Source organism: Burkholderia sp. Bp9140 (genome assembly GCF_003853425.1).
In the GTDB taxonomy this organism is placed as follows: domain Bacteria; phylum Pseudomonadota; class Gammaproteobacteria; order Burkholderiales; family Burkholderiaceae; genus Burkholderia.
In genome coordinates this window covers 87,704-102,935 of the sequence record NZ_QTPQ01000017.1, presented here as the reverse complement: position 1 = coordinate 102,935, position 15,232 = coordinate 87,704, and the positions used below count along the sequence as shown (strand labels likewise).

Genomic DNA, 15,232 nt, shown 5'->3' with positions numbered 1-15,232 from the left:
ATTCGACCGGCACGATGCCGGCCGCGCGCTGCACGGCGCTGGCGGTACGCAAGCACCCGTGCCGGCCGACCGAGGACACAGGAGACATGGACCATGAGAATTGCCCAGATCGCCCCGCTGACCGAATCCGTGCCGCCGAAGCTGTACGGCGGCACGGAGCGTGTCGTGTCCTACATTACCGAGGCGCTGGTCGACCTCGGCCATGACGTGACGCTGTTCGCCAGCGGCGATTCGACGACCCGGGCGAAGCTCGAACCGGTGTGGCCGCGCGCGCTGCGGCTCGACTCGTCGATCCGCGACCGCGTCGCGCCGCACATGCTGCTGATGGAGACGGTCGCGCGCCGCGCGAAGGACTTCGACGTGCTCCATTTCCACATGGATTACTACTCGTTTTCGGTTTTCAACCGGCAGGAAACGCCGTTCGTGACGACGCTGCACGGCCGGCTCGACCTGCCCGAGCAGCAGCCGGTGTTCGACACGTTCAACACCGCGCCGGTGATTTCGATCTCGAATTCGCAGCGCCAGCCGCTGCCGCAGGCGAAGTGGCTGACGACCGTCTACCACGGGCTGCCCGACACGCTGTACCTGCCGCAGCCCGTCGAGCCGCGCTATCTCGCGTTCCTCGGCCGCATCTCGCCGGAGAAGCGGGTCGACACGGCGATCCGCATCGCGCGCCAGTGCGGGCTGCCGATCCGGATCGCCGCGAAGATCGATGCGGCCGACGAGGAGTACTTCGAACGGGAGATCAAGCCGCTCTTCGCGCTGCCGCACGTCGAATACATCGGCGAGATCGCCGATCACCAGAAGGCCGAATTCCTGTCGGGCGCGCATGCGCTGCTGTTTCCGATCGACTGGCCGGAGCCGTTCGGGCTGGTGATGATCGAGGCGATGTCGTGCGGCACGCCGGTGATCGCGTTCAATCGCGGCGCGGTGCCGGAAGTGTTGGACGAGGGCGTGTCGGGCTTCATCGTCGAGGACGAGATCAGCGCGGTGGCCGCCGTGAACCGGCTGCACCTGCTGCCGCGCGCACGCGTGCGGCAGCGCTTCGAGGAGCGCTTCACGTCGCGGCGGATGGCGCAGCAGTACGTCGACGTGTACCAGTCGCTGATTCGCGCGCAGAAGCGCTCGCGCTTCAAGGTGATCGATTCGACGACCTGAAGCCCGGGTGCGCCAGGCGCGCGGGTAAAAAAACGGCGATGCCCGCAAGGACATCGCCGTTTGCATGTCGCCCGCGCGCGGCGCGCACGGGCGAGGACGCCGCAGCGTCAGATCTTCAGCTTCGTGACCTTCGTGCCGTTGATCGACACGTCGCCCATCAGGCCGGCGTTGGTCAGCACGACGACCTGGACCGGCGCGGTGGCCGTGGTCGTGTCGACCGCGCCGTTCGCGCCCATCTTCACGAGCGCGACCGAGGCGCCGGCGCCGGCTGCCCAGCCGTCCGAGCCGCGGAATTCGTCGAGCGCTTCCTGCGTCATGAAGAGGAACACGATCGCCTTCGACTGCGCGCCGGCCTGCAGGCCGACCGACAGCGACGACGTGTTGTAGTAGCCGACGGTGCTGCCGCCGACGCGCAGCGCGCCGTTGCCGGTCTGGCCGCCGACGATGAAGCCGGCCTGGATCACGTCCGGGAAGACCAGCACGCCGCGTGATTTCGCGACGAGTTCACGCGAACCCTTGACCGTGGAATACATGCGCGACAGCGTTGCGTCGACGCTCGAATCGATCGCCTGACGCTTCGACGCGTTGGTCGCCGCGTTGTCGGGCTTGTCAGGGGTGGTGGTGCAGCCGGTGAGCGCGAGGCTGCCGACGATCAGCGCAGCGGCGGCCTTCAGCACAAGATTCCGTTTTTGCATCGTTCTTCTCCATCGGATGATGTTCGGAGTGAGTCTCGCTCAATGAGCGGATCACGCCGGCAGTTATATCACAGCGGATTACAGCCTCATTTCGTCGTCGCGTGAAAAAGCGTCAAATCGTCCCGAGGATGTCGTGGTGTGCCAACGGACGAATCGGCGCGCGCACGCCCACGCGTCGCGCGCGCGGCCGACGGCGGGCAGAAAAACGGGAATCAGGCGCGGCGGTGCGCGTCAGTGCGTGACAGGCGGCGCCGGCGGGGTGGGTGGCTTGATCGGCGGGCGCCGCAGCGCGCGGCGGATCAGCGCGATCACGACCCCGCACGCGAACAGGAACGCGGCCGGCACGACCCAGTAGCCGACGAACGCGTGCCACAGGTAACCGGCGAGCGTATTGCGGCGCACCACGTATTCGTCGCGGGCCGCCTGCTGGCGTGCCGCGTTGGCAGCCAGCACGTCGGCCGGGCAGCCGGCCGCACGTGCCGCGTCAGGATCCCCGTGGCACTTCGCGGCGGCGCCCGCGGCCTGCTGCGCGTCGGTGAGCTGCCAGGTGCTCAGCGCGAGCGCCAGGTCGGCCTTGTTGTACGCCATTTCCTCGCGGATCTCGCGCACGGCAACGATCGCGACGGGCACGGCCCAGAACACGATCACGATCAGCCAGCGGCGGAACCAGCGGTGTTGTCTCCATGCCATCCATGCCTCCGTTTGACGCGGCGTGCGCGTCCGTCTCGAGGGCGGCCCGATGGCGCTTCTTGTACTTGGATGGGCCGCGTTGCAGCCATCATAGAAGAAATCGCGGCGAATTGCCGCACCATGTGTCGGCATTCGCACGGCGCGCCCGGAAAGCGGGGCGGGAGGGCGGCGGGGCGTATCGCGGCGGTGGCGTAACGGTGCCGTCGGCCGGACGGTGCAGCGAGGCGCCCGGCGTCGTCGCACGCGTCGATGCGCGTGCAACGAAAACAAAAATGCCGCGCTCGCCGAAGCGGTGCGCGGCATTCGCGCGGGAGCGCCGGAACTCAGGCGGCCGGCTGGCTGCTCAGGCAGCTCTTCATGAACGCCTTGCGGTCGTCGCCCTTCTTGTCGGCGGCCTGGGTGTTGCAGGCCTTCATCTTTTCCTGCTGCGACATCTTCTTCGCGGGCTTGGCCGACAGGCAGTCCTTCATGAACGCCTTGCGTTCGTCGCCCGTCTTGCCGGCAGCCTGCGTGTTACAGGCCTTCATCTTGTCCTGCTGGCTGTTCGCCGCGAACGCGGGGGAAGCCAGCATGCCGCCGAGAAGCACTGCGGCTACGAGCGATTGGATTTTCATTTCGACACTCCCATGGGGTGAATTGCGTTTTATATCGACGCCGTCACGAAGCCCGGCGCAACGGGAACAGGGCCGCATCGCGTCGCGCGCTCCGATTATGGCAAATCAATGTGAAAACACCAGAACGGCATTCCTATAACGCGGCGGGCCGCGTCGCCGTTGACGGTGCGTGCGCGCGCAGGCGATCGGGGCAAACCATGACGCGCGGCGTCCGGCCGGCCGTACACGCGGAATACCGGAGGCCGGCCGCGAGCCATTACAATCGCGGCCATGAATACTCCGAACCCCGCATCCCCTTCGTCCGCGACGGCCCTGCCGCGCATCGCCGTACTCGCCACCGGCGGCACGATCGCCGGCGCCGCGCCGGACGCCGCCAGCACGGCCGGCTACCAGGCCGGCGCGCTCGGCGTCAATTTCCTGCTCGACGCGGTGCCGGCGCTCGCGTCGGTCGCGCGCATCGACGCCGAGCAGGTCGCCAGCATCGACAGCAAGGATCTCGCGCTCCCGCTGTGGAATACGCTCGCCGCGCGCATCGACGCGCTGATGGCCGATCCGGCGATCGACGGCATCGTGATCACCCACGGTACCGACACGCTCGAGGAAACCGCGTACGCGCTGCATCTGGTCGTGACCGGCGACAAGCCGGTCGTGCTGACGGCCGCGATGCGGCCGGCCACCGCGCTGTCGTCCGACGGCCCGCTGAACCTGCTGAACGCGGTGACGGTCGCCGCTCACCCGGCCGCGCGCGGGCAGGGCGTGCTCGTTGCGTTCAACAACCGGATCCACGGCGCGCGTGACGTCGTGAAGACGAGCACCTACGCGGTCGACGCATTCCAGTCGCCGGAACTGGGCGCGCTCGGCTGGGTGCAGGACTGCCGCGTCGAATTCGCGCGACGCGTGACGCGCGCGCGCGATGCGCAACTGGCGATCGCCGCGGCGTGGCCGCCGGTCGAAGTCGTCGCGAGCTATGCGGGCGTGACGCGCACGGCCGTCGACGCGCTCGTCGCGGCGGGCGTGCGCGGCCTCGTCGTCGCGGGCACCGGCAACGGGTCGATCCATGCGACGCTGCAGGCGGCGCTCGCCGATGCGGCGAGCGCGGGCGTCGCCGTGGTGCGCGCGTCGCGCGTCGGCTCGGGGCACGTGATGCGCAATGGCGCCGCGAACGACGATGCGCTCGGTTTCGTGAGCGCCGGGTCGCTGAGCCCGTTCAAGGCGCGCGTGCTGCTGATGCTGGCGCTCGCGAACGGCATTCACGGGTGCGACGCGCTGCAACGCGCATTCGACACGCTGTGACCGGCGGCCGCCGATCGGGCGGCCCGCGGCGCGCATGAAAAAAAGGCAGACCGATGGCCTGCCTTTTTTGCGTCAGTGCTGCGCGATTGCTCAGGACTGCGGCGGAATCACGAGCTTCTGGCCCGGATAGATCCGGTCCGGGCTCGACAGCATCGGCTTGTTCGCCTCGAAGATCGCCGGGTACTTGTTCGCGTCGCCATACACTTCCTTGGCGATCGCCGACAGCGTGTCGCCCGGCTTCACGTCGTGGTACTGAACTTCCGCATCGTCCGGCTGCAGATCGTCGTCGTTCACGCCTGCGACGCCTTGCACGTTGCCGGCCGCGACCTTGACCTTCGCCTTCGTGTCGAGATCGGCGACGCTGCCCGACAGCGTGACGGTACGCGAAGCGCCGTCGAATGCGACGACCAGGTTCGACGTGTCGAGACCTTGTGTGCTGATGTAGTTCTTGATCGCATCGGCCGCGGTCTGGTTCGCGGCATTCGGATCTTCCGCTGCCTGTGCATCAGCGTGACCCAGCAGTTTTTCACCCGCCTCTTTGATAAACGAAAGAAGACCCATCGCTGCACTCCCTAGGTGGTTGAAAAGAAAACGCGCCGTGAAGTGGCGAAAAAAACACCGCGCTGGGCGCGATCACCGGAGTGAGCGCAAGCGCGGCGGATTTCTCGAAAGGCGTGGCGAAAGTGTAGGCGTTCATCACGACGATTGCATGAAAAATCGTACGCTTGAACGTAAAGAAATGTAATACGCGAAATCCGACAGGCGGACACCCGACGACGACGTCTGACCGACCAAGGCTTCCCCGGCGCCGCCGGGTGCCGCTGCGGACCCCACCACGCCGCTCTCAGCCCAGAGCGGCGTTTTTCGCCCCGTCGCGCACGCGTTCAGCGCGGCGCGGCGGGGCGCCCCACCGTGATGCGCGTGTGTTCGCGCATCGATGCGACCGGCCGCGGCCGGATCGCGTGTGTTCGTCGCGCGCCTCCGTCATTGCAGCGGAAACGCGCGGTGCGGCATCCGCGTTACGCGGCCGGCGTCTGGCCGATCTCGAAGTTCGACATGATCTCGAGCGCACGCACGAGCGCCGAGTGATCCCAGGCCTTGCCGCCGTGCGATGCGCACACGCTGAACAGCTGCTGCGCGCTCGCCGTGTGCGGCAGCGCGAGGCCGAGCTTGCGCGCGCCGTCGAGCGCGAGGTTCAGGTCCTTCTGGTGCAGCTCGATGCGGAAGCCCGGATCGAACGTGCGCTTGGTCATCCGCGCGCCGTGCACCTCGAGGATGCGCGACGCGGCGAAGCCGCCCATCAGCGCCTGGCGCACGCGCTCCGGATCGGCGCCCGAACGCGCGGCGAACAGCAGCGCTTCGCCGACCGCCTCGATGTTCAGCGCGACGATGATCTGGTTCGCGACCTTGCAGGTCTGGCCCGCACCGTTGTCGCCGACGAGCGTGATGTTCTTGCCCATCTTCTCGAACAGCGGCTTCGCGCGCTCGAATGCCTGCTCCGGGCCGCCGACCATGATCGTCAGCGTCGCTTCGCGCGCGCCGACTTCGCCGCCGGACACCGGCGCGTCGAGGTAGTCGCAGCCGAGCGCGTTGATCTGCTTCGCGAACGCCTGCGTGTCGAGCGGCGAGATCGAGCTCATGTCGATCACGAGCTTGCCGGCCGTCAGGCCCTTCGCGACGCCGTCGTCGGCGAACAGCACGTTACGCACGTCGGGCGTGTCCGGCACCATCGAGATGATGATGTCCGCGTTCTGCGCGACTTCGGTCGAGCTCGCGACGACCTTCGCGCTCGCGCGCAGGTCGTCGGGAATCGGGAACGCACCGTTCACGACGAGCTGATGATCGCCCTTGAGCAGGTTGCGCGCCATGTGCGCGCCCATGATGCCGAGGCCGATGAAACCGATGGTTGCCATGTGAAAGTCTCCTATAGGGGCGTATGCGGGAAGGGCGGTTCTCAGGCGGCGCGGCGCGCCGAGCCCGGTGCGCAGCCGGCGACGCTTTGCAGCCAGCCGAGCCCTTCCGTCGTGGTGGTGCGGGGCTTGTATTCGCAGCCGACGTAGCCGGCATAGCCGAGCCGGTCGAGCAGTGCGAACAGGAACGCGTAGTTGATCTCGCCCGTGCCCGGCTCGTTGCGGCCCGGGTTGTCCGCGAGCTGGACGTGGCCGATCGACGCGAGGTTGCGTTCGATCGTCGCGGCCAGTTCGCCTTCCATCCGCTGCATGTGATAGATGTCGTACTGCAGGAACAGGTTGTCCGAGCCGACCGCGCGGATCACGTCGAGCCCTTCGGCCGAGCGGTTCAGCGCGAAGCCCGGGATGTCGAAGCTGTTGCACGGCTCGACCAGCAGGCGGATGCCTTCGCGCTTCAGCGCGTCGGCGGCGAAGCGCAGGTTGTCGACGATCGTGACGAAGGTCTTGTCGCGCGCCGTGCTCGCCGACGGGATGCCGACGAGGCAGTTCAGCTGCGGCACCTTCAGCGCCTGCGCATACTCGATCGCACGGCCGACACCTTCCTGGAACTCGCCGACGCGATCGGGCAGGCACGCAATGCCGCGCTCGCCCTGGTCCCAGTTGCCGGCGGGCAGGTTGTGCAGCACGAGGCGCAGGCGGTGCGTCTCGAGCCGCTCGGCGAGTTCCTCTTTCGCGTACGGGTACGGGAACAGGAACTCGACGGCGTCGAAGCCGGCGTCCGCGGCCGCCTTGAAGCGGTCGAGGAACGGCACTTCGTTGAACAGCATGGTCAGGTTTGCAGCAAACTTCGGCATGAGCTAAGCCTCTTCGGTCGGTCAGTCAAAAAAGATGTCGTGCGGATCAGTCGAGCAGCGAGATCGCGGTCGGCGCGTGCTCGGCCTTTTCGGCGAGTTCCTCGAACTCGTTGATCGCGTCGATTTCGGCGCCCATCGAGATGTTCGTCACGCGCTCGAGGATCACTTCGACGACCACCGGCACGCTGAACTCTTCCGCGAGCGATTGCGCCTGACGCAGCGCGGGCTCGATCTCTTCCGGCTTGAACACGCGCAGCGCCTTGCAGCCGAGGCCTTCGGCGACGGCCACGTGGTCGACGCCATAGCCGTTCAGTTCCGGTGCGTTCACGTTGTCGAACGCGAGCTGCACGCAGTAGTCCATGTCGAACGCACGCTGTGCCTGGCGGATCAGCCCGAGGTACGAGTTGTTCACGACGACGTGCACGTACGGCAGCTTGAATTGCGCGCCGGCCGCCAGTTCCTCGATCATGAACTGGAAGTCGTAGTCGCCGGACAGCGCGACGATCTGTCGGGTCGGGTCGGCCGCCCGCACGCCGAGCGCGGCGGGGATCGTCCAGCCGAGCGGGCCGGCCTGGCCGCAGTTGATCCAGTTGCGTGCCTTGAACACGTGCAGGAACTGCGCGGCGGCGATCTGCGACAGGCCGATCGTGCTGACGTAGCACGTATCGCGGCCGAACACCTTGTTCATCTCTTCGTACACGCGCTGCGGCTTGACCGGCACGTTGTCGAAGTGGGTCTTGCGCTGCAGCGTGTGCTTGCGCGCCTGGCACTCGGACACCCACGTGCTGCGATCCTTCAGCTTGCCGGCGGCCTTCCATTCCTGCGCCACCGCGACGAACAGTTCGAGTGCGGCCTTCGCGTCGGACACGATGCCGAGATCCGGGCCGAACACGCGGCCGATCTGGGTCGGTTCGATGTCGACGTGCACGAACTTGCGGCCCTTCGTGTAGACCTCGACGCTGCCCGTGTGGCGGTTTGCCCAGCGGTTGCCGATGCCGAGCACGAAGTCGGACGCGAGCATCGTCGCGTTGCCGTAGCGGTGCGACGTCTGCAGGCCGACCATGCCGGCCATCAGCGGGTGGTCGTCCGGAATCGCGCCCCACGACATCAGCGTCGGGATCACCGGCACGCCGATCGTTTCGGCGAACTGGACGAGCAGGTCTTCGGCCGCGGCGTTGAGCACGCCGCCGCCCGACACGATCAGCGGCTTGTCCGCGTCGTTGAGCATCGCGAGCGCCTTCTCGATCTGCGCGCGGGTTGCCGCGGGCTTGTAGACCGGCAGCGGTTCATACGTGTCGATGTCGAATTCGATCTCGGCGAGCTGCACGTCGATCGGCAGGTCGACCAGCACCGGGCCCGGGCGTCCCGAGCGCATCAGGTGGAATGCCTGCTGGAACACGCGCGGCACGAGCGCCGGCTCGCGCACGGTGACGGCCCACTTGGTGACGGGCTTCGCGATCGACTCGATGTCGACGGCCTGGAAGTCCTCCTTGTACAGGCGCGCACGCGGTGCCTGGCCCGTGATCGCGAGGATCGGAATCGAGTCGGCCGACGCGGAGTAGAGGCCGGTGATCATGTCGGTGCCGGCGGGGCCCGACGTGCCGATGCACACGCCGATGTTGCCCGGCGCGGCACGCGTGAAGCCTTCGGCCATGTGCGACGCGCCTTCGACGTGGCGGGCCAGCACGTGGCTGATGCCGCCCGACTTGCGCATCGCGGAATAGAACGGGTTGATTGCCGCGCCCGGCACGCCGAACGCGGTCTGGATGCCTTCCTTCTCGAGCACGAGTACGGCTGCGTCGACGGCTCTCATCTTGGCCATGAATGTCTCCTTGAATGTGCGGATCTTGCGAATCGGTCTGTTGGGAACACTTTAGGGACGCAGGAATGGTTTGATAAGATCAGCCGAAGTCGCTTATTTCGAAACTAAAAGTATGGAATGACGGCCGGACGGGGCTTCCCGCCGGTGTCGGAGCCGGGACGGAGACAGGACATGGATCGTTTCAAGCAGATCGAGACGTTCGTGCGGGTCGCGGATGCAGGCAGCCTCGCGGCGGCCGCGCTCGAGGAGGGCGTGTCGCCGGTGGTGCTCGGGCGGCGCATCGACGCGCTCGAGAAGCGCCTCGGCGTGAAGCTGATGTACCGCTCGACGCGGCGGCTGGTGGTCAGCGAGGAGGGCGCCGCGTTCCTCGAGCGCTGCCGCGGGCTGCTGTCCGAATGGGACCAGGCCGAGAATGAGCTGGCCGCCGGGCGGCGCGCGGTCAGCGGGCACCTGATCGTGTCCGCGCCGGCCGCGTTCGGCCGCAAGCACGTCGCGCCGCACGCGCCCGGTTTCCTCGCCGACAAGCCGGAAATGCAGCTGTCGTTCAACCTGACCGACCGCGTCGTCGATCTCGTGCGCGAAGGCTACGACCTGTCGATCCGGATCGGCGGCGCGGTCGACCCGAACTTCGTCGCGGTGAAGCTCGCATCGAACCGGCGTGTCGTGTGCGGCACGCCCGACTATTTCCGCCGCCACGGCCGGCCGAAGTCGCTCGACGACCTGCTCCGGCACAACTGTCTCGCCTTCAACCTGCAGGGCGGCCAGAACCGCGGCTGGTATTTCCAGCGCCACGGCAAGATCGTGACGATGCGGGTGGCCGGCAATCTCGACTGCAACGACGGCGAGCTGCTGCATCGCTGGGTGGCCGAGAGCCTCGGGCTCGGCTGGCGCTCGACCTGGGAAATCGCCGCGCAACTCGAGACCGGCGAACTCGAGACGGTGCTCGACGAATATGCGCTGCCGGACTACGACATCCTCGCGGTCTACCCGCAGCAGCGCTACGTGCCCGCGCGCGTGCGCTACTTCATCGACTACCTGCGCGACGCGTATGCGCGCCCCGGCTACTGGAGCACCACGCCGTAGCGGGAGCGGGCGGCCCGACGCGGCCCGGCCGGTGTTTTTTTACGCTTCATGAGCGCGGCGCGGGAATAAACTCGATGCAGCGGCGGTAAGGTCATCGAGCGCGCACGTTGCCGGTCTGTCCGGGCGCCGTGCGCGGAACGGGCGCGGCGTTCGCCGCCGGGACCAGGGAGGCCATGTGGGGCAAGCCGGACAGGCGGTCGATGAACGGGCGGAGGACGACGGGGTCGCGCGCGGCGAGCGGTTTCGCGTGCTCGTGCTGCCGCATCTCGACGCCGCGTACAACCTCGCGCGCTGGCTGAGCGGCAACGCCGGCGATGCGGACGACGTCGTCCAGGACGCGTGCGTGCGCGCGCTGCGCTTCGTCGATTCGTGTCGCGGCGACGACGCGCGGCCGTGGCTGCTGACGATCGTGCGCCACACCTGGTACACCGAATGGCGCCGCCGCACCCATGCGCACGAGGTTGCGCTGCCCGACTCGCTCGACGACGCCGACGTTCCCGACGACTGGCAGCCCGCGACCGAGGATCCGCTCGCGCACCTGCTGCGCGGCGAGAACGTGCGGCTCGTGAATGCGGCGCTCGCGAAGCTGCCGCCCGAATACCGCGAGGTGCTCGTGCTGCGCGAGATGGAGGACCTGAGTTACCGCGAGATTGCGGCGATCGCGGATGTGCCGGTCGGCACGGTAATGTCGCGGCTCGCGCGCGGCCGCCGCAAGCTCGCCGCGCTGCTGGGCGGCGACGCAGCAACGGCGTCCGGCGCGAGGCCGGGGCGCACGCCGGCGGGCGGAACTGCATCGGAGGCGATCGATGGACTGTAACGAAGCGCGCGCATTGCTCGACGCGGACGTCGACCGGGAGCTGCCGGCGCCCGATGCGTTGCGCGTCCAGCGCCATGTCGAAGGGTGCGATGCATGCCGCCGCGAACGCGAGCGGATCGTCGCGCTGAGCCGGGCCGTGCGGCAGGCCGATTACCATCGCGCGCCGGCCGAGTTGCGCGCGCGCATCCTGGCGAGCCTGCCGGTGGAGGACGACGCGTCGGTCGGGGTGCTGTCGCGCCCGGAACCGGCGCCCCGGCCCGAGCCCCGATCGCAGCCGCAGCCGCAGCCGCAGCCGCAGCCGCAGCCGCGCGGTCGCCGCTGGTTTTCCTGGCCGGGCGGCCGTGGCGCATCGGCGCGCCCGGCGCCTGCCGGCCCGGGGCCGCGCGTCGCGGCGCTGCCGGGGCTCGGCTGGGGCGTGGCGCTGATGGTCGCGCTGGCCGCGGCGGCGGGGATGGCGCTGACTGCGCGCCACGCCGAGACCGACCGCACGGTCGACGAACTCGTGTCGAGCCACGTGCGGGCCGGCCTGTCGGCGCGCGACATCGATGTGATCTCGACCGACCGGCACACGGTCAAGCCGTGGTTCAACGGCCGGCTCGACTATGCGCCGCCGGTCGAGGATCTGGCCGCGAACGGCTTCGCGCTGGCCGGCGGCCGGCTCGACTACGTCGGGCGTCGCCGCGTCGCCGTGCTCGTGTACCGCTACCGGCAGCACGTGATCGACGTCTACGTGCGGCCGGCCGGCGAGGGACAGGCCGCGGCGCCTTACACGACCGTGTCGCAGGGCTACGCGCTCGACCGCTGGGACGCGGCCGGGATGACCTGGTGGGCCGTGACCGATGCCGAACCGCCGGCGCTGGCCGCGTTCAGGACCGCGCTCGACGCGCGGCTCGCCGGGGCGCGTACCGAATAGCGGCAAGCGGCGCGCGTCGTTGGCCGCGGAGGGGGCCGGCCGGCCCGGGCCCGCTGCAAGGCCCGGCCGCCGGCGGATCGCTCGCGCCGGCAACGATCCGGACCCGAATGCAAAACGGCCGCGCAGCCCGGCCGGCCCAGCCGTTGTTGCGGCCCGAGCGGCTCAAGTCGTTGAAAACATGGCCGAATCCGCCCGGAAATCGTCGATCGGTGTTGCATGTGCCCCGTATCCGGGTTAGAATCTTCGGCTTCTCACTTGCCACACCGGTTCAGACGCCCGGGTGGCTTCAATCCACAAGGAGTGTGTAATGCGTCATTACGAAATCGTATTCATCGTGCACCCCGATCAGAGCGAGCAAGTGCCCGCGATGATCGAGCGTTACAAGACCACGATCACGACGCACGGCGGCCAGATCCACCGTGTCGAAGACTGGGGCCGTCGCCAGCTGGCCTACATGATCGAGAAACTCGCGAAGGCTCACTACGTCTGCATGAACATCGAGTGCGACCAGACGACGCTCGACGAACTCGAACACGCGTTCAAGTTCAACGACGCCGTGCTGCGCCACCTCATCGTCAAGATGAAGAAGGCCGAGACCGGCCCGTCGCCGATGATGAAGGAAGTTCAGCGCGAAGAAGCCAAGAAGGCGGCTGCAGCTCAGCCGACCGAAGCGCAGGCTTAAGTTCGTCACTTATTTAAGCCATCAAGGAGCGCGTCACTTACGTGAACAGATTGCAATTGACGGCGAGCGTCGTCGAACGCGAACCGGTGCGATATACGCCGGCGGGTGTTCCGATCGCAAGCGCCACATTGCATCACCGCACGGAAGTCGTCGAGGCAGGCATTCCCCGTCAGGTCGAAATGACGATCGAGGCGGTGGCGGCCGGTGAGGCGAGCGGCAGGCTGGAGAGCCGTGAAATGGGCGTCGAGACGCTGTTCACGGGCTTCCTGGCGAAGAAAAGCCGCAACGCGAGAACCTTGGTGTTTCACATCACTGCATTGCAGGACATAGGAAAGGACTGAAATCATGGCCCGCCCGACTGGTAAGAAATTCGACAAGCGTCGTCAGCAACAAAACCCGCTCTTCAAGCGCAAGAAGTTCTGCCGTTTCACGGCAGCAGGCGTCGACCAGATCGACTACAAGGACACGGATACGCTGAAGGACTTCATCGGCGAAAACGGCAAGATCACGCCGGCTCGCCTGACGGGTACGAAGTCGCACTATCAGCGTCAGCTGGATACGGCAATCAAGCGTGCGCGTTTCCTCGCGCTGCTGCCGTACACCGATCAGCACAAGGCGTAATCAGGCGACGCAATAAGGAGAATTCGAATGCAAATCATTCTGTTGGAAAAAGTCGCCAATCTGGGCAACCTCGGCGATATCGTCAAGGTCAAGGACGGTTACGCTCGCAACTTCCTGATCCCGAACCGCAAGGCTCGCCGTGCAACGAAGGAAGCGATCGCCGAATTCGAAGTTCGCCGCGCTGAACTCGAAAAGATCGCCGCTGAAAAGCTGGCGGCATCGCAGGCAGTCGGCGAGAAGCTGAACGGCCAGTCGTTCGAAGTCACGCAGAAGTCGGGCGTTGACGGCCGCCTGTTCGGCTCGGTCACGAACGGCGACGTCGCGGAACTGCTGAAGAAGGCAGGTTTCGAAGTCGAGAAGCTGCAGGTTCGCATGCCGGAAGGCCCGCTGAAGATGATCGGCGAGCACAACGTCCAGGTCGCGCTGCACACGGACGTCGTCGTCGACGTCACGATCAACGTGATCGGCGACCACGCGTAAGCGTACGCAAGCTTTCCGGGCGGCTTCCGCCGTCCGGACAAGGGCAGGCGCCCGGGCAACCGGGGCCTGCCTTTTTTATTGCCGCATCACTGGCGGCCGGTATGGCGCCGTCCTGTGTAATTCGCGATAATCCCAACCCATGAACGCGCCGCAAGATCCTCAAATCGAATCGCTGAAAGTCCCGCCGCATTCGGTCGAAGCCGAGCAGTCGGTGCTCGGCGGCCTGTTGCTCGACAACGCGGCCTGGGACCGGATTGCCGACTTCCTGTCGCAGGGCGACTTCTACCGCTACGACCACCGGATCATCTACGAGCACATCGGCCGGCTGATCGCGTCGACGCGTCCGGCCGACGTCGTGACCGTGTATGAAGCGCTGGTCACGTCCGGCAAGGCCGACGACGTTGGCGGGCTCGCCTACCTGAACGCGCTCGCACAGAACACGCCGAGCGCAGCGAACATCCGTCGCTATGCGGAAATCGTGCGCGACCGGGCGGTGCTGCGCCGGCTCGTGTCGGTCGCCGATGAAATCTCGGCCGACGCGTTCAATCCGCAGGGCAAGGAAGTCCGCCAGCTGCTCGACGAGGCCGAGTCGAAGGTGTTTTCGATCGCCGAGGAAGGCGCGCGCGGCAATCAGGGCTTCCTCGAAGTCGGCCCGCTGCTTACGCAGGTCGTCGAGCGCATCGATACGCTGTATCACACCGCGAATCCGAGCGACGTCACGGGCACGCCGACGGGCTTCGTCGACCTCGACCGGATGACTTCCGGGATGCACGGCGGCGAGCTGATCATCGTCGCGGGGCGCCCGTCGATGGGCAAGACCGCGCTGTCGATGAACATCGGCGAATATGTCGCGGTCGAGTACGGGTTGCCCGTTGCGGTGTTCTCGATGGAAATGCCGGGCACCCAGCTCGTGATGCGGATGCTCGGCTCGATCGGCCGGCTCGACCAGCACCGGATGCGCACGGGCCGCCTGACGGACGAGGACTGGCCGAAGTTGACGCACGCGGTGCAGAAGATGAGCGAGGCGCAGCTCTTCATCGACGAGACGGGCGGCCTGAACCCGATGGAATTGCGCTCACGCGCGCGGCGTCTCGCGCGGCAATGCGGCAAGCTCGGCTTGATCATCGTCGACTACCTGCAGCTGATGTCGGGTTCGTCGCAGGGCGAGAACCGCGCGACCGAAATCTCGGAAATCTCGCGATCGCTGAAGAGTCTGGCGAAGGAGCTGGACGTGCCGGTGATCGCGCTGTCGCAGCTGAACCGCGGGCTGGAGCAGCGTCCGAACAAGCGTCCGGTGATGTCCGATTTGCGCGAATCGGGCGCAATCGAACAGGACGCGGACGTGATCCTGTTCATCTACCGCGACGAAGTCTACAACCCGGACAGCCCCGACAAGGGTACGGCCGAAATCATCATCGGCAAGCAGCGTAACGGCCCGATCGGTCCCGTTCGGCTCACGTTCCTGGGGCAATACACGAAGTTCGACAACTTTGCCGGGGCCCAGAACTTCCACGGCGACTAACGCCCGAAGTAAACCCTTATTTCGCCGACGTTGTATTCAATCCCGGCGTGCGCATATGCGCACGCCGCGTCACGCGTG

Annotated in this window: 17 protein-coding genes; 10 read left to right on the top strand and 7 right to left on the bottom strand. The window is 67.0% G+C overall.

The window, feature by feature from the left end:
- Positions 1–93: 93 nt before the first annotated feature.
- On the top strand, positions 94–1,158 hold the full coding sequence (locus DIE21_RS16180; RefSeq protein ID WP_124498641.1) for a glycosyltransferase family 4 protein: 1,065 nt from the start codon (positions 94–96) through the stop codon (positions 1,156–1,158).
- A 107-nt stretch (positions 1,159–1,265) separates the two neighbouring features.
- Here the strand turns inward: DIE21_RS16180 and DIE21_RS16175 are convergent, their stop codons facing one another.
- From DIE21_RS16175 to DIE21_RS16165, 3 genes are all read right to left on the bottom strand, one after another.
- Positions 1,266–1,853: a YSC84-related protein gene (locus tag DIE21_RS16175; protein ID WP_124498640.1), complete on the bottom strand. Its 588-nt coding sequence runs from the start codon at positions 1,851–1,853 to the stop codon at positions 1,266–1,268.
- Between the two features lie 231 nt (positions 1,854–2,084).
- Entirely contained in the window at positions 2,085–2,543 is a 459-nt protein-coding gene (locus DIE21_RS16170) for a hypothetical protein (protein ID WP_124498674.1), read from the bottom strand.
- Positions 2,544–2,866: 323 nt separating this feature from the next.
- Complete coding sequence (locus tag DIE21_RS16165; RefSeq protein ID WP_044843641.1) at positions 2,867–3,157, bottom strand: PsiF family protein; 291 nt, start codon at positions 3,155–3,157, stop codon at positions 2,867–2,869.
- Positions 3,158–3,427: 270 nt separating this feature from the next.
- Between DIE21_RS16165 and DIE21_RS16160 the strand changes: the two genes are divergently transcribed.
- Positions 3,428–4,450 carry an asparaginase gene (locus DIE21_RS16160; protein WP_124498639.1) on the top strand — a complete coding sequence of 341 codons (1,023 nt, stop codon included), beginning with the start codon at positions 3,428–3,430 and terminating at the stop codon, positions 4,448–4,450.
- A 90-nt stretch (positions 4,451–4,540) separates the two neighbouring features.
- Here DIE21_RS16160 and lysM read toward each other — a convergent pair whose 3' ends face one another.
- The 4 genes from lysM to gcl form a co-directional block, all read right to left on the bottom strand.
- The gene (gene lysM, locus DIE21_RS16155) at positions 4,541–5,011 is read right to left on the bottom strand and encodes a peptidoglycan-binding protein LysM (protein WP_124498638.1); all 471 of its coding nucleotides are present in this window, start codon (positions 5,009–5,011) and stop codon (positions 4,541–4,543) included.
- Positions 5,012–5,469: 458 nt separating this feature from the next.
- Complete coding sequence (locus DIE21_RS16150) at positions 5,470–6,378, bottom strand: 2-hydroxy-3-oxopropionate reductase (protein ID WP_260426741.1); 909 nt, start codon at positions 6,376–6,378, stop codon at positions 5,470–5,472.
- Positions 6,379–6,404: 26 nt separating this feature from the next.
- Positions 6,405–7,214 carry a hydroxypyruvate isomerase gene (gene hyi / locus DIE21_RS16145; RefSeq protein ID WP_124498636.1) on the bottom strand — a complete coding sequence of 270 codons (810 nt, stop codon included), beginning with the start codon at positions 7,212–7,214 and terminating at the stop codon, positions 6,405–6,407.
- A gap of 46 nt (positions 7,215–7,260) precedes the next feature.
- A complete protein-coding gene (gene gcl, locus DIE21_RS16140; protein ID WP_124498635.1) occupies positions 7,261–9,036 on the bottom strand; it encodes a glyoxylate carboligase in 1,776 nt (591 codons plus the stop codon).
- Between the two features lie 171 nt (positions 9,037–9,207).
- Here gcl and DIE21_RS16135 point away from each other — a divergent pair, with 171 nt between their 5' ends.
- The 8 genes from DIE21_RS16135 (at position 9,208) to DIE21_RS16100 (ending at position 15,154) form a co-directional block, all read left to right on the top strand.
- Entirely contained in the window at positions 9,208–10,119 is a 912-nt protein-coding gene (locus DIE21_RS16135; protein WP_124498634.1) for a LysR family transcriptional regulator, read from the top strand.
- Positions 10,120–10,294: 175 nt separating this feature from the next.
- On the top strand, positions 10,295–10,936 hold the full coding sequence (locus DIE21_RS16130; protein ID WP_124498633.1) for an RNA polymerase sigma factor: 642 nt from the start codon (positions 10,295–10,297) through the stop codon (positions 10,934–10,936).
- Complete coding sequence (locus DIE21_RS16125; protein ID WP_124498632.1) at positions 10,926–11,849, top strand: anti-sigma factor; 924 nt, start codon at positions 10,926–10,928, stop codon at positions 11,847–11,849. Before DIE21_RS16130 ends, DIE21_RS16125 begins: the two co-directional genes overlap by 11 nt.
- A gap of 307 nt (positions 11,850–12,156) precedes the next feature.
- Entirely contained in the window at positions 12,157–12,531 is a 375-nt protein-coding gene (gene rpsF, locus DIE21_RS16120; RefSeq protein ID WP_006755436.1) for a 30S ribosomal protein S6, read from the top strand.
- A 41-nt stretch (positions 12,532–12,572) separates the two neighbouring features.
- Positions 12,573–12,872, top strand: coding sequence for a primosomal replication protein N (gene priB, locus DIE21_RS16115; RefSeq protein ID WP_124498631.1), 300 nt, complete (start codon positions 12,573–12,575; stop codon positions 12,870–12,872).
- Positions 12,873–12,876: 4 nt separating this feature from the next.
- Complete coding sequence (rpsR, locus tag DIE21_RS16110) at positions 12,877–13,152, top strand: 30S ribosomal protein S18 (RefSeq protein ID WP_124498630.1); 276 nt, start codon at positions 12,877–12,879, stop codon at positions 13,150–13,152.
- Positions 13,153–13,179: 27 nt separating this feature from the next.
- Positions 13,180–13,632 (top strand): 50S ribosomal protein L9, encoded by a 453-nt coding sequence (gene rplI / locus DIE21_RS16105; protein ID WP_124498629.1) that lies wholly within the window; start codon positions 13,180–13,182, stop codon positions 13,630–13,632.
- Positions 13,633–13,771: 139 nt separating this feature from the next.
- Positions 13,772–15,154 carry a replicative DNA helicase gene (locus DIE21_RS16100; RefSeq protein WP_124498628.1) on the top strand — a complete coding sequence of 461 codons (1,383 nt, stop codon included), beginning with the start codon at positions 13,772–13,774 and terminating at the stop codon, positions 15,152–15,154.
- The last annotated feature ends 78 nt before the right edge of the window (positions 15,155–15,232 follow it).